The organism is Streptococcus infantis, from assembly GCF_047460405.1.
GTDB classification, from domain to species: Bacteria; Bacillota; Bacilli; order Lactobacillales; family Streptococcaceae; genus Streptococcus; species Streptococcus infantis_Q.
The window spans coordinates 38,801-56,118 of record NZ_JASHGH010000007.1 but is presented as its reverse complement, the minus strand read 5'-3'; the positions used below and the strand labels follow the sequence as shown (position 1 = coordinate 56,118).

The following is a 17,318-nucleotide window of genomic DNA, read 5'->3' as shown; positions in this document are numbered from 1 at the left end:
TTTTTTATTTTCAAACTCTTAGATAGCGTAAATAAACTCCAGGCATAAAATAGAAAAACATAGCCTTGAGGGATTGTGACTAGGAGACTAATTTAACGGAGTAAGCAAAAGACTTGCAAAGTCAATTTATTTGTATTACACTTGATAAGTCAATAATTGATAAATCAAATGTTTGTAAAAGGAGAAAATACTAAAAATGCATGAATTACTGTACCAGCTCCATTTAACAGATCAGACCATCACTCAACTTTTTGAGAAACAATTGGGAATTAGTTTGACCCGCTATCAAATCCTGCAATTTTTACTGCAACAGTCACCCTGTAACCAGATTGCCGTTCAGGAGAAGTTGCAGATTGACCAGGCAGCCTTGACCCGTCATTTTAAGATACTGGAGTCAGAGGGCTATGTCAGTCGCAATCGGAATCCAATCAATCAGCGAGAAGTCTTAGTTGAATTAACCCAAGAAGCCAAGAATCAACTCTTGGTCAATCCGCCTAAACATCACTTGCGAGTGAAGGAGCAGATGGAGAACATCTTATCCTCTACTGAGCAGCAAGACCTGACAGCTTTGTTGACAAAACTAGTATCAGGATTAGAAAAAATAGAATTTTAAGGAGAAAACGATGTCAATCATTACTACTATTTTAGCAACTATTGTTGCCCTCGAACATTTTTATATCTTTTATTTGGAGAGTATGGTAACCCAATCAGACGCAACTAGCCGAGTCTTTAATATGGAAATGGAAGAGTTGACTCGACCATCTGTAACCTCACTTTTCAAAAACCAAGGAATTTATAATGCCTTGATTGGGGTATTTCTTATTTACGGAATTTATTTCTCACATAGCTTAGAAATCGTAACAATCTTTGTTTTATTTGTCATAGGAGCAGCGACTTATGGTGCCTTAACAGCAGATAAAAAAATCATTCTCAAGCAAGGTGGACCAGCAATCCTAGCACTCTTGAGTATCCTTTTCTTGAAATAAAAAGAGGAGGTGGAAAAAATATTGGATTTAAGAATCCATTATTATAAATCCTTATGCTTGATAAATTAAATAAAAAAAGCGGACAAGATAGAATTCTGAGTATCAGAAACAAGTATGGTTCGCTTTTTTATTTACGATTAGACTTTTATACGAATTTTTGTTTTTAAGTTGGTTCACTTCAGTGTGGTTAAGGAAGTGCTGTTTGTAAATTTTTTAAAACTAATGGAAATGCGTGGTCATGTTATTCAAGACTACTTCTTTACTATTAAAGTTTATTTGGATAATACTTGACAAAAGTGAATGTTCATACTATAATCTTTTTTAAACAAGCATTGAACAAAAAGAGGTTATCAATATGATTTCAGAAAAACAATTTAAACTACTGTCTTTTTTGCAAGAGCATCCACAAGAGGAGTTTACACAAAGACAGTTAGCGGAACAGTTGGAAGTTTCTTTAGGAACAATTAATTCCCTGCTTAAAGAAATGAAAGAAGCTAATTGGATTGATCAAGAAGGTCACCTATCTGAGTTAGGAAAAGAAGCTTTAGAGCCTTATCGAGTACAAAATGCAGTGATTATGGCTGCAGGAATGAGTAGTCGATTTGCACCATTGTCTTACGAAGTACCAAAAGGATTGTTAAAAGTCAAAGGGGAACGCCTGATTGAAAGGGAAATTGAACAACTACAGGAAGCAGGTATAGAAGATATTACGGTTATTGTAGGTTATTTACAAGAAAAAATGTTTTACCTTGCTGAAAAATATGGTGTAAAAATCGTTGTCAATAATGATTACTATAAATACAATAACTGTTCTTCATTAATGTTGGTTAGAGATCAACTATCAAATACTTATATTTGTTCATCGGACAATTATTTTGCCGAAAATCCATTTGAGAAGTATATTTATAGGGGCTACTATTCAACAATATTTGTGGAAGGCGAGACAGACGAATATTGTGCTACCGAAGACTCCAACAACATGATTGTTGACATACAGATTGGTGGTAAAGACACTTGGGCTATGGTGGGACATGTGTATTTTGACCGTGCCTTTAGTGAAAAATTCGTAAAAATTTTAGAAACTGAGTTTAAACACGAGCCCTATAAAGAACAGCTCTGGGAAGATTACTATACCCGTAATGTTCATGAATTGCATCTAGAAGCTCGTCATTATTCAGCGGATATTGTTAAAGAATTTGATTCCTTAGATGAGTTGCGTCAATTTGATGACCGCTACTTGATGAATTCTAATTCTGAGATTATTGATAACATCTGCAAGACCTTGAATTGTGATGCTTCGGATATTGTTCATATTAAACCACTCAAAGATGGTTTGACCAATACATCCTTTAGCTTTGATTGTCTTGATAAAAAATATGTTTATCGTCATCCTGGAAGAGGAACTGAAAAATATATCAACAGATCAAGTGAAGCGGCTTCTATGGAAATTGCAGCAAAACTGCAAATAGACAGAACATTTGTTGCAATGGATAAAAACGAAGGGTGGAAGATTTCAGAATTTATCCCTAACGCTAGACCGCTTGATTATGATAATTGGGATCATGTAGAAAAAGCTATGGGGCTCTTGAGAAAACTACATCAGTCTGGAGAGAAGACAACTCATAATTTTGATTTATTTGTAGGAATTGATGATTTTAGAGAAAAATTGAAGGCTAGCAATCGTTTTGAGTTTGATGGACTTGATGAACTCGATAAAAACATTTCAACTATTAGAGAATTTTTAAAACAGGATGACACTGAGAGAGTTTTATGTCATGGAGATTCCTATAGTCCTAATTTTCTCCTAAACGAACAAGAGGAGATGAGTCTGATTGATTGGGAGTATTCTGGTATGGGGGACCCTGCAGGGGATTTAGGTACCTTCATTGGTTGTTCGAATTATACTGTTGAACAAGCTGAGAAAGTACTTGAGATTTACTTGCAAGAAGTTCCAGATACAAAAACGAGACGTCATTATTTAGCCTATGTGGCAGTGACATCTTATTATTGGTTCTTGTGGGCCTTATTCCAAGAGAGTGTTGGAAAACCTGTGGGAGAATTTCTTTATACTTGGTATCGATTTACCAGACAATACGGACAACTTTCATTAGAGTTATATCTAGGAGAAAAATAAGATGAAATCTGTATCTGAAATTGAACAATTGGTAGCAGATGAAACGAAACGAAGACTGGAAGAAATGGAATCTCCAGACTATGATTTTGCGCAACCATTCTTAAAAAAAGATTTTGCTTTGATTGGTGTCATCATTGGAATTAATCTAATCTTGATTATCTTAGCTATGACAGGAGGAATTAAATAATGTCGAAAACGACCGACTTTATTCAACAAGAAACCATAACTGGGATTGTTCCAATGACTAGTAAGGATCGGCAATATTCCTTCTGGGATTTATTCTTATCAACAAGTGGTTTTGCGATTGCAACTTGGTGTTACACACAAGGAGCGTATGTTGCTCAATATTTGACCTTTAGCCAGATGTTAATCAATATTTTTAGCTTTAATATTATTTGGGTCTTTATCGAGTGTCTTCCCACCTTGTTTGCAGTGAGATACGGAATTGATTTATGGATTTGGCTTCGAGCGGTTTTAGGGAAGCGTGGAGTGGCATTTTTGTCAACAACTATCAGTTTAGCAAATTTTGGTTGGTATGCAGTTACTGCAAATCTTTTTGCCAGTTCTATGATTCATCTAGCTAATAATTTCGGCCTTGGACTGGAGAAGGGGATTTGGGCACCAATTCTTGGGACACTTTGTGTCTTATTAGGGACCTTGATTGCCCTTGGTGGACCGGAGGTTATAAAAGGTATTAATCGGTTTATGGTAATTGCTTTGCTAGTTGTTGGATTGATTATCGTTGGAATTTGTTTTGTAGCAGTTCCGATTACTGACATTATGAACGTTCAACCAGCGGTACAAGGAGATTTGAGCCCGCTAGAGCGATTTATGATTTCAGGAGAGGGGAATGTAGCGACTGCCTTTTCTTGGTCGACGCAAGCATTAATTTTACCACGTTTAGCAAAATCAGAACGTAGTGGGTATTGGGCTACTTCTTTATCTTATGGCGTGGTAGCACCATTCTTTGCTGCGACGGGTGGTGTTATGGCTCTAGCTATGTTTGTAAGAACAGGGGTTTACGAGAGTGATCCAACTGCGATGCTTTCAACCTTGAGTACTCCTACCTTTGCTCTTTTGAGTTTATTATTAGTAGCTTTTGCAAATATTGGAACTCAAGGGACAGGATCCTATGTGAACTGTATGATTGTTAAAAGCGGTATGCCTAAGGTGAGTTATAAACTAATGGTTTGGATTGCCATGATTTATGTGAGTGCGTTAACAATTTGGGGTGGCGTAGAAGAATATTTTGGTTCTTTTATCTCGCTTGCAGCTTATATTCAAGGACCTATTATTGGAATGATTGTTGTTGATTATTTCTTGATAAGAAAACGGAAATTAGATTTACGATCAGCTTATTTCTTAGATGGACATCAGGCTTATGAGTTTACTAAGGGATTTAATTTAGTTGGTTTGTCTTGTGTATTCGTATCTCTGTTAGTTGCGGTACTCTTTGTTTACAATCCCCTAACTAAACAAATTCAAAGTTCGATCTTCTTAATCACAACAGGTAGTGGCTTTACGGCGATTTTTGGTGGCTTCCTATATTGGTTGGCAAGCCTAACTCCATTAAAACACTATATGATTAAAGACAGAGATCAAGTAACCATTTAAATAAAAACAAACCAGCACTTTCTATTGAAGGTGCTGGTTTTAATCATTCACATTAAACTTTTCTCCGCTTGATTTCGAGTAATCTTTGATAAAAGAAGAATTGACTACTATAGATATAAGGGAAAGTAGGGATGCTCGCAATTCCGAAGCTGATCCAGATAAGGAGATACCAAGGAAGTAGCTGTAAATCAAGCACGAAGCGTTGGAATTTATAGCCTTTCATAAGGAAGCGACTGGTTTTGAGTACGCGGCTTGGCTTGGCAATTCCAATTGCAAGGGTATCACATAGGAGCAGCTCTACTTGGGAATAAGCGTAGTATTGCGGCAGATAGGCAATGGTTCCCAAAATCATCAGAAAGACGCTACCAAAGAAGTAGAGTGCAAAAGTGAGCAGAAAATGTTCGATATCTGAATTGGTGACGTCTACGGCTGGAAATTCGGGATGAAGTTCTACAAATTTACGGGCCATGGCACTGCTATAGAAGAGCAAGTAGACACCAAAAAGATTAGGGATGCTCCACAAAAAGAGATAGAAACGCTTGAGCAAGAGAGTCAAAAAGGTCTGGGTGAAGAAGCGATTGTCAAGTAAGGACAGACTATCTTTAAAGGAAAGCTCTATCTCGGAAATTCTGTAAAGATTAATGGTTGTAAAAAGAGCACCAGCTAGGATAATAGAACTTGTAAATCCGACTGCTAGAGGAAAGAGTGAAGACTGGATCAAGCTCATCAAAAAAGTAAAGAAGGATTGCTCAAGAATCCCCTCATCAAGTAGGGATAATGGACTTATAAAGCTGGATAGAATCAGGAAAATGCTTGGTAATAAAAAGACAAGCAATAGACGTGGATGTTCAGCTTGAAACTGTTTAGCTTGTTGACGAACTTCTTTTAAATCAATTTTTGGGTATTTCATTCTTTCATTATACCATAAATAGTACACAGCTTGCTAATCCTTTGAAACCAGTGGACTTCTAGCGTGTTAACCAAAAGTGAATACGATATTGAATACGACTTTACTTTTAGCTGGAGCGGATGAAATCCATGAGCTGGTCAACTACTTCAACACGTTGATTATCATTGATGTGGGTATACATATCAAGGGTGATTTGAACATTATTGTGACCAAGTCTATCTGAAATGATTTTCGCTGTAACACCAGCTTCAAATAGGAGAGAAGCATGTGTGTGTCTAAATCCGTGAGGTGAAATTTTTTTAAGTTCTTTGTGTTTACAAAAGAATCTGCTAAGCTTCACTTTCATAGTTGCAGCTAAAAGCCATCCCCCTATGTCATTCGTAAAAATATAATTCAAATCATGTTTGTAAGGCACACCAGCCTGAAAATATTCTTTTATTTGCTGTCGTTTCCAGAGTTTCAAAACATTCAGAGTTTCATCATCTAGGGTGATAACCCTCTTACTCCTTTTGGTTTTAGGATCCTGCACAGTTTGTTTTTTGTCAATCACGACAGCCGTGCGAGAAATGCTTAATCGTTTATTTTCAAAGTCAACATCTGACCACATGAGTCCGATAGCTTCTCCAGTTCTCAAGCCAGAAAAAGCGAGTAAGTGAAAAAAGGTATAGTCTACTGGCTTACAATTTGCTTTGTAAACTTTAAGGAACTCGGTTAGTTCCTGTTTTGTATAGTAGTTTTCTTTGCCTTTTAAGGGTTTATTTTTAGGCTTGATAATCTTGTCTAAGGGATTTGACTTAATGATGTCAATAGAAGTGGCATACTTGAAAATACGGCTAATGACAGAGTAGTAATTGGAATATAGGATATAGCGTTTACTTAACTTGATAGCAACCTTTTGACAATAAGCTACACTGATTTGCTGAATCTTCATATCTGTAAAATATGAGTCAATCATAACATCAAGTTTCTTCTTAGTGTTCTGATAAGTTGTTGGTTTTACAGTGCTCTTGTAGCTTTCAAGCCATAACTCAGCGACTTCGGCAAAAGTAGGGTTCTGGAAATCTTCATTGTTTGAAAAACCATTCTCTTCAATGTCTAAGAGAAGGTCACGTTCGGCAGCCTTTGCCTCTTTTATAGTTTTAAAACCACGTCTTGTTGTGCGTTTTTCTTTTCTAGTAGCTGGGTCTATGCCCAGGTATGTTTGAAAGAGATATCTAGTCTCTCCTTTTTTGGTAATGTATTTTTTTATCATAAAAAGTCCTTTCTTTTCGATTGCTTGCCCGCATAGTTGAAAAGGTGTAGAATTTATGATAAACTGTAAGTGTATTTTTTTATCATCTTTTCCATTGCTTGCTAGATGGAAGGTTGAAACCTCACACTCAAAAACTTGGCGGTCGGAGAGTGTGGGGCTTTTTTTATTTTTTATTCAACAAAAAACGGTAACTAAATTTATAGTTACCGTTTCTGCGTGGCAGCTTGTGCCAACCAGATTATTTGCACTAGGATTTCTCCTAGGTTAGTAACTATATATTATCAAATATATTTCATTTTGTCAAAAATGGAAAGTTGAATCCTTATATTCAAAGATTGCTGTTGGAGATTGTGGGGCTTTTTTTATTTTCTGAATAGTTTGTATAATTTATACAAACTCCAAACTGTCAAAGGGACTGCAAGGAATGGAGCAATTGGAATACCAACAACTCCAAAAAAGACTAAGAAAATATACAGTGCTGAAAATATGATTTTATTGGCATGAAGCTTTTTCTTAGGAGGTGTTTCTGAAAGATTAATCTCATTTACTATATCAGCGAAACTGTCACTAACAATATTTTGTTCAATATGTTCAGCTTCAGTTGTTTTAGTTTCAATAGATTCAATTTTCGTAACTTCTTGATTGGAAAGTTTATCATCAATTATCTCAGATGATTCACTCTGAATTACTTCTTTTTGTGAAGAATCAACAATTGTGAGGTAAATTTCAAAACCAACATCCAAATCATTATTTGTGACAACTTTTTCTTCATACTCGTCCCATTCTTTATATGGACCGCCCTTTATTTCTGCTTCAGAAATAAAAATATATTTATCATCATCAAAATAATGCCTAATATTTTTTGCTACCTTACCAGGAATGTATCCCACAAAATTATCAAATATTAGAACTTTGATGGCATTGGAATCATATTTATTAGTAGGTTCTGGGATAAGTTCAACTTCAGTAGTAGATAAATCTTGATACTTGAAAATTTGTCCACCAATTTCTTCAAGTTCTTCTCTAATTTCTTGTGTCGTAAGGTCTCCATAATATCTGGAATATTCTGGAATGTCATTATCTTCAGCAATATCATTGCACGCTTGTTTTACAGCTTTTTTATAATTTGTCACTCCAGCGACTCGGAATAATATTTTTTCAACAGTCTTTTGCATATATTTCCCCTCTATATAAATATCTTCAATGCAATTTTTAATTTACTAATGCCAAGTACTCTTCCTTGACCATGATTTCATTCGTCATAGTTTTTAGATCATAGTAGGACATGAATTTGAGGTAATCAAACTCTTTGGGGTCGTCTAAGCTTTCTAGTGCGTCTTTTACGAGATGATGGATCATATTCCTATCAGCTTCGTTTTCACAGCGTAGTCGAGCGTTCTGGTACTCTGAGCGTGTGTGATCCTTGTGTCCTAATTCATGCAGTAGGACTTTAACTCTCTCTTTTTTGCTGAGTTTACTCGACAGGAAAGCTGTATTGGTTTCTTTTTCGTAAAATCCAAGTTCATCAGGCATCAAATCTCCATCAAAATCGATAATACGAATCTGAAAATGACTTATAATTTCTTTTTCAGTCACTAAGCAATACCTCTAATCACCAGCTTCTTTTAGATAACCTTCAATGATAGACTGGATGATTTTCTTCTTTTCGTCTGTTAATTCTCGACCGCCGAACATCATGACATTAGATGCCATCTCTTCAACATTTAGTGCCTTCCCTTGCCAAGTGTACTTTGAATCACCAGCGATGGCAGGATTATCCGTGCGACCAAGCAAATAATCTAAAGATACATTTAAATAATCAGCGATTTCTTGCATTCTTTCCGTACTAGCTTTTTGTTTTTTCAAGGAGTAGAGTGTATTTCTACTATATCCAAGCTTTTCTTCTAATGCATTTATTGAAAGTCCTTGTTTATTTGCAAGTTCTTTTATTCTTTCAAATGTCAGAAACATTGTTTTATCAACCTTTCTAAGCATTACGAAAAAATAATTAAATTATTTAATTAAAACTGTTGACAAAATTAAATAAATAATTTAGAATTATATTCGTAAGCTAAAGAGTTAGCGAACAAGACAACTAAAAAATAAAGCCTAATGAAACTGATTGGCGTCCGTTTTTCTAGGTATAACCTTACTTTTAGTAGGTCTTTTCTCTATGTTTTGATTTTAAATCATTTATTTAAAAATGTCAAGAAGTTCGCTAACTTTTTAGGTAATTTTTTAAAAAAGGAGGTCAGGAATGAGCCAACAACATAAAAAATGGATTCGGTTAGTTAAGGATAAACTGAATTCAGAAGGAATGACACAAACACACCTTGCTCGTGCTTGTGGAGTGAAGAAATCTACCATTTCAGAATTATTGAAATACGGTAAAGGTAGCGACAAATTAAAGAACCGAGTTTGCGACGTTTTAAGAATTGACGAAACTTGGGTTGAGTTAGGAGAGTAGGATATGAACGAAAAGAAACAAAATAACGATCTTATCAAAGAAATCATTGAGAAACATTTTGAAAATATGGTTGATGATATTTTGGGACACACAGAGACCTACTATGAAGCTTTGGGTGCTGTTTCTTGCATCAAGGGAAGCAAGATTCCAAACATGACTCAACTAGCTGATTGTTTGGGGAAAGCTATCAGAAAACGTGCTATGCAACAAAAAACACCTAATCATCAAAATTAGGTGCTGGAAGATTACGCATTTGAACGAATGTGTACTACATAATCAAGATTGACTAGATGTCGAAAATCCGTTTCAACTTCTACAAGAACTATATGATTCGCAGTGTCAGAGCAATCATCATATACTTGGAAAAAATCAATCTTATCACCATTTGAGAAAGTGATTGTGATTGAATCATTCTCATCACTCTCATCAAAACAATCTTTGATGAATTGTTTCATATTCTCACCTCCTTTCTGCTTATATTATAGCAAAAGGAGGGAGCCTAGAAAGGAATACTATGAACGAAATTTTTAACTTTCACGGACAGGAAGTCCGTACTATGACAATCAATGACGAGCCTTGGTTTGTCGGGAAGGATGTTGCGGATATTCTAGGATACCAAAACGGTAGTCGAGACATAAACCGTCACGTAGATGAAGAAGATCGCCAAAACTACCAAAACGGTACTTTTGGAAATAGAGGTGTTACCGTTATTAACGAATCTGGGCTTTACTCTCTCATTCTTTCAAGTAAGCTTCCTCAAGCCAGAGAGTTTAAGCGTTGGGTGACATCAGAGGTCTTGCCAGCTATTCGAAAACAAGGCGGATTTATTCGAGAGGATTTGGACGAGGATGCCTTTATTGCTTTATTTACTGGGCAAAAGAAATTGCGTGAGCAACAAGCGACCATGCTGGAAGATATCGACTATCTCAAGAGTGAGCAACCGATTCATCCAAGCTATGCTCAATCGCTCCTGAAGAAGCGTAAGGCTAGGGTTGTGGCATGCCTGGGTGGTATTGATAGCCCAGCTTATGCGGATAAGATTTTTGCTCAGTCGGTATTTAGACAAGCTGAGATTGATTTTAAAGACCACTTCAACATTAGTCGCTATGACCTGCTACCGAAAAAGTTTGCAGAAGCTGCATTGGCTTACTGGATGACGTGGGAGCCAAGCACCAATACCAAGATGAAGATTATGGAACTGAACGCTTATGCTTCGTAGAGCAAAAAAGCACCTGACAGCAATCAGGCGCATACTTAAATAATTTAAACCATTATATCACAAAAATGCTTGCCCGCATAGTTGAGAGGATGAAAAAATGGAAGGTATAACGTTACAATTACGATTGGACGGCGAAAGTGCTGAATTGTTCACGAATCAATTATTGGCCTTTGCTGAAAAGCAGGTCAAGGAACAGTTAGAGAATGATCGCATGCCAATCAATCAACAGGCTTTGATGAAAAAGTTTGGCTTTACTCATAGCTATGTTAAGATGCTAGAACGCAAAGGATTAAGATTTCGTAAGCAGGGGAAAGATACTATGTACGATGTCAATGATGTTTATGAAATTTTGGAATTAGAAAAAGAAGTACGAAAATTGAGAGCATAAGGAGAACGAAATGACAGAACCAACTTTATCAAGCCAGTTGCTTGGCCTAGTGGCAATCTTTATTGGGATCTTTATCCTCATGCTACTGACTGCTAAAAATGAAAAATCGGATGAACAAAATGTAGTAGTCATTATTGAAAAAACAGAAGATTTCAGAGAAGTTGCTCGAAGAAACCTGAGAATGTGTGACAGAAAGTCAACCTATGACACACAACCACCTGTCGGACTTTCTTCAACGATTGAGGACGTGCCACAAGTTTTTCGGACATGTATCGAAGACTATGACAGGCTAGCTCAGGACTACCTGGAAGAAGCAGGTAACAATGATCTTCTAAGAAGTCAAAATGCGAATCTCTTAGAAGAAAATGGGCGTTTGCTTTATCAGGAAATGACCATGGATTTCCGTCAGAATCCAAGAAAATGGGGAGCTAGGGCATAATGCAGATTGGAGGAGACTATGTCTGACAATAAAAAATATTATTACTTAAAATTGCGAGAAAATTTTTTTGATAATGACGATGTAGCAATCCTTGAAAGCATGCCTGACGGGATACTTTATTCAAATATTCTACTAAAGCTTTATCTCAGGAGCCTTAAAAACAATGGGAAACTAATGTTTAATGACCGCATACCTTATAATGCGCAGATGTTATCTACGATTACTAGACAACCCGTTGCAGTTATAGAAAAGGCAGTAGGGATATTTAAGGAGATGGGATTGATTGAGGTATTAGATAACGGTGCCATCTACATGCTTGATATCCAAAATTTTATTGGTTCATCAAATACTGAAGCGGATAGAAAGCGTGAATATAGACGAAAAATCGCTTTAGAAAAAGACCAAAAACTTTTGGGACATTTGTCCGGACAAATGTCGGACGAACAGGCACCAGAGATAGAGAAAGAGATAGAGATAGAGAAAGAGATAGATACAGAGATAGAGATAGATTCCGCAAAGGACAATTCTCCTGCTGCTATTGCTGAATATTATCAATCTCGTATCGGGGTGCTTGATGGGAAACAATTTCAACAACTACTTGACTACATTAGATTTGATCATATGGAGTGTGAATTAGTAAAACTTGCGATTGAAAAGGCTGCTGATAATTCAAAACGAAGTTTTGGATATGTAAATAGTATTTTGAAGAATTGGGCGCAAAATGGCATCAAGACTACTGCACAACAAGAAGAAGAACAATTAAACTTTAACAGGTCAAAGGGATTTAGTACTTCTCGTGGGAATCAATCAGGACAGGGGGCTAAGGACGAATGGGGATTTTAGAACTTATCGAGCAATTTGAAGATGACTTTTATCCGATAAGCGAAGAAAAGAAGTCACTGCTTGCAAAACAATCTCTTTCTACCGTTACTGCTTGCCTGTCAGATATGGCTAGCTGGAAAGCTTGTGGAGGTAAGGTATCATGGTAACTGATGCACTCGAGGAGATGGCCTTATCTTACCATAGAAATACTGAACAGCAGGCTGAAATTTGCGAAAAGCATGGGATTCCCTTGATCAAAATCCTCCGGACAAATGATGTCCTTTGTCGCTTATGTGAATCGGAACGGATCCATGCAGAGAATCAAATAAAGGTCAATGAGCTGGCTGATGCAGAACATGAGCGAGAGCGGAGGTTTTATCTTGAGAAATTCTCTCTCTATGATGATGTGCTGAAAAATGCTACTCTTGACAACTTCGACACACCGACTGAAAAAGAGGCGGAAAAGCTAGCTTTTGCAAATAGGATTTGCCAGGAGTGGTCTGAAGGGGCCAGAAATAATGTTGTTTTTCAGGGAGAAGCTGGAACAGGTAAAAGCCATCTTGCTTTTGCGATAATGAAAAAGTTATCCGATGTAACAAAAGAAATTGCTATCTTTATCAATGTCACTGACTTACTTATGAAAATCAAGGCGGACTTTAGTCAGGAAGAGTTCCTGGTCAATAAAATCGCTAGTGCAAAGTTTTTGGTATTGGATGATCTTGGTATGGAGAAGGACAGTGAGTGGTCCTTCAGTATTCTTTACAATATTCTCAACAAAAGGGCTAATACGGTTATCACGACTAATCTGACTGCACAAGAAATTCAGAAACGATATGGTCGGCCGTTTATGAGTCGGTTGATGAAGGGTGTAGACAATGATCATCTGATGGTATTTAATGACTTGAAAAACAAAAGGAAAGATTATTTCTAGAAAGGCGGTGTCTCTTGTTATTAAAACTATATTTCATCTACAACGGGCACCGCAAGTTTTTCCTTGGAAGTTTTAACAATGTGGATGAGCTTATCGAACGGATGAAAGACCATCAATGGGCTTTCTCAGGCATTACCAGACCAAGATTCAAAAAATATATCGGAAAAGACGATGTACGTTTTGATTATGGCGCTGTAGATTGCTACTACTTAGCGACTAAATCAACGTGCCGCGAACCACGTTAAAAGCGAGCTAGGAATGTGTCAGTAAAGGTCATGTGACCTTGGACGAGCGGCTGCCCGTATTTAGCCAAACTCACAAAGGCAGTCGCATTTTTTGGAAAATGATATGAATGACATTAAAGAAAAAGCTCTGGCTAAGTTGCTGGATGAATTAAATCAACCACATGATACCGCCCTTGACCGTGTTCATAACTGGATATGCGATCAGGAGGATGAGGAATTATTTAAAGGAATCTTAAAAGAGCGATACTCTCTGAAGTGTGCTTTAAGCCATGCTAAAGAAAAAGCTCGTAAATTTGCTGAAAACGGAGTCGCTTGCATCGATGATGCTACTGTCTTCAGATGGGTTAGAGAGTACTTTATCTCAAATTCACAAGTATCTAACATCAAGCAGGTGCCTGTTGAGCCCGTCAAGAAGAAAAAGGAAGACAAATCTCAGGCTTCTCCTGAAGAAAAGGTTGATGTCGCCAAAATTAGGAAAGGCGCTGGTCCAGATGATGATATCATCATGAAACCTAAAATTAAAAAAGAGAAAGGAGTAGTCGAAAAGCAAATGAGCATTTTCGATTTCTTGGATGAATGAAACATGAACAATGCAAGCGAGAAGCCGATAGACGATTGAAACCACCTGCAAACTTCTGGAGCTGGTGCTATTCGCAAATTACAACGTACAAATGGACCAATAAGGACAAGACTATAATCGCTTCAGATTTAAACCTTGGCCATTGTATCGAGAAACGACTGACAAAGTCGTCACGGCTCACTTTTTATGACAAGGCTTATTTTTTCTCTATCATTCTCAGCACTTCGAAACGTATCGAGATTCAATCTTATGTATTTTGGTCGAAGTTGGTTGAAGGGAAACAGTTTATCGATTGGCAACTTACTAATCTAGAGCGATTCGAAAATGACAAACACACAAAGATTGGCCAAGGTTACAACGGACAATTTTATCCGTGTCTATTCGCTAATTCATTTAGTAGCGGTTTTTACACAGGAAATATTTTTTATCCAAACAATTGGGAAAAGAGACTTCAAAAAGTATCCGAACTCAAGTATTTGAAGTTTAGGAATATCCGATACTGGGAAATTGAACGGTTTTACAAATATAAGTTTGAAATTGAATTTGCTCAGAAAATTCATGCTTATAAACTGGCCAATGAAATTATGTACCCAGGTTATACTGGATTCACCAAAAATGTAGATATGCGAACCTTAAACCGCAGATGGCTTCAGAAGAATAAACAATTTTTCAAGAATTCAGATCGTAGTTTTAATGAATTTGAGTTGAGCCGTCGATTAAAAGAACGGAACGGCCAGCTGATACCTGGCATTGAGTCTTATCTGACTTACCACGATATCAAGCATATACCGAAAGGTATCGGGATCAATAAGTTTCAGAATTGGGTTATCAAGAATCATATTGACTTCAATGAATATCTTGACTATCTCAAGATGCTACGAGAAATGGGCATTGAGCCTGAAGGTGATGCTATGCTTGTGCCAAAGGATTTCACGTCCATGCATAATCACACGGTTGGATTATACAATCAATTCGTCGAAGAAAAACAAAAACTGGAAGATAAGAAGAAACGCAAGCAACTTGAAGCTGAGTTTAAACTTAGAGAAGGAATGGATAAGACAATCAATGGATACGCATTCCATGTCCCTAGAAAAGTGGCTGAGCTGATCTATGAGGGCAAGAAGCTACATCACTGCGTAAGCTCATACACAGACAAGCATTTTAAAGGTAATACCTTAATAGTGTTTGTCCGCCTGTCAAATCAACCTAAAAAACCTCTTTACACACTCGAAGTAAGGCAGGGGAAGATAGCCCAATTTCGTGGCAAGTATAACCAAGATGTGCCAGCTGAAGTCTGGGACATAGCCAATGAATGGATGAAGCAAACGAAATTAGTACCAAAGTCATCATAAAGGAAAAAGGAGTAGGAAGATGATGGAAGATTTAAAGAAAAAAGTTAATGGAGTATACGGCTGGTCGGTAGAAGATGGGAAACCTAAACCTCCCAAGCAAGATTTACCACAAGCGGTAAGAGACAGAGCAGACTATTTCTGGGAAATGACAGAAGATGGCATGACGTTTATGGGAGCGATGGAATGTATCTTCGCTGATGAAAAACCTAAAGACTATGATTTAGGAGCCACTAAGGATTGGTTGCCAAAATCTAAGGAGTTTGATGATTGGATTGGCTATTCACCAAGCATGTCTCAGTTAGTTATGGCAGTCTATTTGATTTATGGAGGAAGGGAAGATGAATAAGCAGGAATTGATTGAACGGATAGAAGGATTAAAAAACATTTTTGGCAACAAAGTAGAATATATTGAGATAGACCTGGCAATAGAACTTGTTTCTAAACTAGACGAACCAGAAACAGTCGCAATCCCTCAGTACGTGGCGGATTATATAGAGTTTAAAAAGGCAAACAATTTTCATGTTTATGGGGCGATGAGAGTGATTGAAGATCATTACGATAAGAGAGTCCCTGAGTGGTTTTACGAAGACAATATCGAAAAATTCTGTCTTGCTTGGATTCTAGGCTATGAGGTCGAGAAAGAGAGGAAATATATTGTAACTCTGAAATCAAGTGGACAAAAGTTGTACTATCACACTGAAGATGAGGATTATATTTTCTCTAGTTATGATGAAGTATTCTATTCAGGATATCATACTAAAACCGATCTAGAAGAAAATGACATGAGTTGGGTATTTGATTGCCCTGGTATGGAAATTCAAGAGGTGGAGTGATGAATAATGAAGTCTTTGAAGAATTAAAAAAACTCATGAGTTATTTTCCCGACTCTTTCATAAATAGACAATTGGAACTTATCCTCATCCCAAAAACGAACACATACTTTCCCTTAAAAGATTGTTTGACAAAGAAGGATGTCATTTCAAATGTCTTGATGTATTGCACTAGAGATATTACCAAAGCTATGCCTTATCAACAACAGAAAAGAAACATTGACTTCTATGTAGATAATAGAACACGCTTAGAAAAATATTTAGGGTTAAGTATTAATGTTAATGTGGTTTATCATTGTTTAGGGAATGGAATTAATAAAGAACTCACACACAGATTTATCGAAAGTGGTTTTGATATGAATTTACTTTATAAGGAGGTCATAGATTGAAACGATTCATAGCTATCTGGATTCTTCTGTCTGCTGGATTGAACATCTGGCAGATGGATAAAATCCGGAATTTAGAAGAGAAGAAGCCAGTGGTTATCTACAAGGCTGATAATCAAGGAGCAGAGATATTCGGAAAAGTCCTTGAAAAAGGACGACACGGAAAGCTATACACGCTTACGATTCGTGACTACGGGGTGTTCGTGGTTACGAAAGAAGTGTATGAGAAAGTGAAAATTGGGGATGAGGTGAGATTATGAACACATTAGAAAATGTAAAACAATGGTTTATAGACCGTGACCTTGAAAACGGTGGCCGGCTGAACAAGCAGTCATTAAAACTTAGCGAAGAGTTCGGTGAGTTATGCGCAGGCTATCTCAAAAAGAATGAGCAACTGACCAAGGACAGCATCGGAGATTGCGCAGTCGTGATTGTCGGTCTGGCCTTGCTGATTAAGGTAGACGTGCAGGAGATTTTTAAATCATCAGAAAATGATAGAGATGTAATGACATGTTTTGGTTTTTTAAATAAAAATATAAGCGAATTTCAATTATATCAAGATTACTTTGCTAAGGAAGTTCGTAAATCAAGCTTGATCCGTACAGTAATCTGGTTAAAATCAATCAGCAATGCTCTCGGTTATGATTTTGAAGAGTGTTTTGAACTAGCTTACCAAGAAATCAAAGACCGCAAAGGCCGTTGGATTGACGGAACTTTCGTAAAAGAGGAGGATTTGGCATGAGACCAAAATACAGAAATAAGG

The 17,318-nt window shown here is 36.9% G+C and carries 27 protein-coding genes; 21 read left to right on the top strand and 6 right to left on the bottom strand.

Features of this window, described 5'->3' with window-relative positions; genetic code table 11:
* The first annotated feature begins 196 nt into the window (after nt 1-196).
* The 5 genes from QM928_RS04640 to QM928_RS04620 all read left to right on the top strand — a co-directional run bounded on the left by QM928_RS04640 (nt 197) and on the right by QM928_RS04620 (nt 4,734).
* Complete coding sequence (locus QM928_RS04640; protein WP_153225644.1) at nt 197-613, top strand: MarR family winged helix-turn-helix transcriptional regulator; 417 nt, start codon at nt 197-199, stop codon at nt 611-613.
* Between the two features lie 10 nt (nt 614-623).
* Entirely contained in the window at nt 624-986 is a 363-nt protein-coding gene (locus QM928_RS04635; RefSeq protein ID WP_153225645.1) for a DUF1304 domain-containing protein, read from the top strand.
* 355 nt (nt 987-1,341) lie between these two features.
* Nucleotides 1,342-3,120, top strand: coding sequence for a phosphotransferase (locus QM928_RS04630; protein ID WP_153225646.1), 1,779 nt, complete (start codon nt 1,342-1,344; stop codon nt 3,118-3,120).
* Between the two features lies 1 nt (nt 3,121).
* Nucleotides 3,122-3,307 (top strand): hypothetical protein, encoded by a 186-nt coding sequence (locus tag QM928_RS04625; RefSeq protein ID WP_153225647.1) that lies wholly within the window; start codon nt 3,122-3,124, stop codon nt 3,305-3,307.
* Nucleotides 3,307-4,734, top strand: coding sequence for a cytosine permease (locus QM928_RS04620; protein ID WP_153225648.1), 1,428 nt, complete (start codon nt 3,307-3,309; stop codon nt 4,732-4,734). The genes QM928_RS04625 and QM928_RS04620 overlap by 1 nt, the downstream gene beginning before the upstream one ends.
* 52 nt (nt 4,735-4,786) lie before the next feature.
* Here the strand turns inward: QM928_RS04620 and QM928_RS04615 are convergent, their stop codons facing one another.
* From QM928_RS04615 to QM928_RS04595, 5 genes are all read right to left on the bottom strand, one after another.
* On the bottom strand, nt 4,787-5,644 hold the full coding sequence (locus QM928_RS04615) for a DUF975 family protein (RefSeq protein WP_075228139.1): 858 nt from the start codon (nt 5,642-5,644) through the stop codon (nt 4,787-4,789).
* A 106-nt stretch (nt 5,645-5,750) separates the two neighbouring features.
* Nucleotides 5,751-6,896: a tyrosine-type recombinase/integrase gene (locus QM928_RS04610; RefSeq protein ID WP_414294625.1), complete on the bottom strand. Its 1,146-nt coding sequence runs from the start codon at nt 6,894-6,896 to the stop codon at nt 5,751-5,753.
* A 362-nt stretch (nt 6,897-7,258) separates the two neighbouring features.
* On the bottom strand, nt 7,259-8,071 hold the full coding sequence (locus QM928_RS04605; protein ID WP_414294624.1) for an HIRAN domain-containing protein: 813 nt from the start codon (nt 8,069-8,071) through the stop codon (nt 7,259-7,261).
* A gap of 37 nt (nt 8,072-8,108) precedes the next feature.
* On the bottom strand, nt 8,109-8,492 hold the full coding sequence (locus QM928_RS04600; protein ID WP_414294623.1) for an ImmA/IrrE family metallo-endopeptidase: 384 nt from the start codon (nt 8,490-8,492) through the stop codon (nt 8,109-8,111).
* 12 nt (nt 8,493-8,504) lie between these two features.
* On the bottom strand, nt 8,505-8,867 hold the full coding sequence (locus QM928_RS04595; protein WP_414294622.1) for a helix-turn-helix domain-containing protein: 363 nt from the start codon (nt 8,865-8,867) through the stop codon (nt 8,505-8,507).
* A gap of 286 nt (nt 8,868-9,153) precedes the next feature.
* Between QM928_RS04595 and QM928_RS04590 the strand changes: the two genes are divergently transcribed.
* Both QM928_RS04590 and QM928_RS04585 read left to right on the top strand, forming a co-directional pair.
* The gene (locus tag QM928_RS04590; protein ID WP_000082680.1) at nt 9,154-9,363 is read left to right on the top strand and encodes a helix-turn-helix domain-containing protein; all 210 of its coding nucleotides are present in this window, start codon (nt 9,154-9,156) and stop codon (nt 9,361-9,363) included.
* A 3-nt stretch (nt 9,364-9,366) separates the two neighbouring features.
* Nucleotides 9,367-9,597: a hypothetical protein gene (locus tag QM928_RS04585; protein ID WP_414294621.1), complete on the top strand. Its 231-nt coding sequence runs from the start codon at nt 9,367-9,369 to the stop codon at nt 9,595-9,597.
* An 11-nt stretch (nt 9,598-9,608) separates the two neighbouring features.
* Here QM928_RS04585 and QM928_RS04580 read toward each other — a convergent pair whose 3' ends face one another.
* The gene (locus tag QM928_RS04580; RefSeq protein ID WP_075230933.1) at nt 9,609-9,818 is read right to left on the bottom strand and encodes a hypothetical protein; all 210 of its coding nucleotides are present in this window, start codon (nt 9,816-9,818) and stop codon (nt 9,609-9,611) included.
* A gap of 59 nt (nt 9,819-9,877) precedes the next feature.
* Here QM928_RS04580 and QM928_RS04575 point away from each other — a divergent pair, with 59 nt between their 5' ends.
* The 14 genes from QM928_RS04575 to QM928_RS04510 all read left to right on the top strand — a co-directional run bounded on the left by QM928_RS04575 (nt 9,878) and on the right by QM928_RS04510 (nt 17,297).
* Complete coding sequence (locus tag QM928_RS04575; RefSeq protein WP_414294620.1) at nt 9,878-10,582, top strand: ORF6C domain-containing protein; 705 nt, start codon at nt 9,878-9,880, stop codon at nt 10,580-10,582.
* 97 nt (nt 10,583-10,679) lie between these two features.
* Nucleotides 10,680-10,970, top strand: coding sequence for a hypothetical protein (locus QM928_RS04570; protein ID WP_414294619.1), 291 nt, complete (start codon nt 10,680-10,682; stop codon nt 10,968-10,970).
* Nucleotides 10,971-10,980: 10 nt separating this feature from the next.
* A complete protein-coding gene (locus tag QM928_RS04565; protein ID WP_414294618.1) occupies nt 10,981-11,409 on the top strand; it encodes a hypothetical protein in 429 nt (142 codons plus the stop codon).
* Nucleotides 11,410-11,427: 18 nt separating this feature from the next.
* Nucleotides 11,428-12,252, top strand: a complete 825-nt coding sequence (locus QM928_RS04560) for a phage replisome organizer N-terminal domain-containing protein (protein WP_414294617.1) — start codon at nt 11,428-11,430, stop codon at nt 12,250-12,252.
* Entirely contained in the window at nt 12,240-12,398 is a 159-nt protein-coding gene (locus tag QM928_RS04555; RefSeq protein WP_254725451.1) for a hypothetical protein, read from the top strand. The genes QM928_RS04560 and QM928_RS04555 overlap by 13 nt, the downstream gene beginning before the upstream one ends.
* Entirely contained in the window at nt 12,392-13,162 is a 771-nt protein-coding gene (locus tag QM928_RS04550) for an ATP-binding protein (protein ID WP_212575604.1), read from the top strand. Before QM928_RS04555 ends, QM928_RS04550 begins: the two co-directional genes overlap by 7 nt.
* 14 nt (nt 13,163-13,176) lie before the next feature.
* A complete protein-coding gene (locus QM928_RS04545; protein WP_265531342.1) occupies nt 13,177-13,407 on the top strand; it encodes a hypothetical protein in 231 nt (76 codons plus the stop codon).
* Between the two features lie 103 nt (nt 13,408-13,510).
* Nucleotides 13,511-13,987: a Cas9 inhibitor AcrIIA9 family protein gene (locus QM928_RS04540; protein ID WP_371608286.1), complete on the top strand. Its 477-nt coding sequence runs from the start codon at nt 13,511-13,513 to the stop codon at nt 13,985-13,987.
* Nucleotides 13,984-15,339 carry a PcfJ domain-containing protein gene (locus tag QM928_RS04535; protein ID WP_371608285.1) on the top strand — a complete coding sequence of 452 codons (1,356 nt, stop codon included), beginning with the start codon at nt 13,984-13,986 and terminating at the stop codon, nt 15,337-15,339. Before QM928_RS04540 ends, QM928_RS04535 begins: the two co-directional genes overlap by 4 nt.
* Nucleotides 15,340-15,358: 19 nt before the next feature.
* A complete protein-coding gene (locus QM928_RS04530; protein ID WP_414294616.1) occupies nt 15,359-15,685 on the top strand; it encodes a hypothetical protein in 327 nt (108 codons plus the stop codon).
* Nucleotides 15,678-16,172 (top strand): DUF1642 domain-containing protein, encoded by a 495-nt coding sequence (locus QM928_RS04525; RefSeq protein WP_414294615.1) that lies wholly within the window; start codon nt 15,678-15,680, stop codon nt 16,170-16,172. Before QM928_RS04530 ends, QM928_RS04525 begins: the two co-directional genes overlap by 8 nt.
* The gene (locus tag QM928_RS04520; protein ID WP_414294613.1) at nt 16,172-16,558 is read left to right on the top strand and encodes a hypothetical protein; all 387 of its coding nucleotides are present in this window, start codon (nt 16,172-16,174) and stop codon (nt 16,556-16,558) included. Before QM928_RS04525 ends, QM928_RS04520 begins: the two co-directional genes overlap by 1 nt.
* A complete protein-coding gene (locus tag QM928_RS04515) occupies nt 16,555-16,815 on the top strand; it encodes a DUF1372 family protein (RefSeq protein WP_075231270.1) in 261 nt (86 codons plus the stop codon). The genes QM928_RS04520 and QM928_RS04515 overlap by 4 nt, the downstream gene beginning before the upstream one ends.
* Nucleotides 16,812-17,297 carry a MazG-like family protein gene (locus QM928_RS04510; protein ID WP_414294612.1) on the top strand — a complete coding sequence of 162 codons (486 nt, stop codon included), beginning with the start codon at nt 16,812-16,814 and terminating at the stop codon, nt 17,295-17,297. Before QM928_RS04515 ends, QM928_RS04510 begins: the two co-directional genes overlap by 4 nt.
* Nucleotides 17,298-17,318 lie beyond the last annotated feature (21 nt).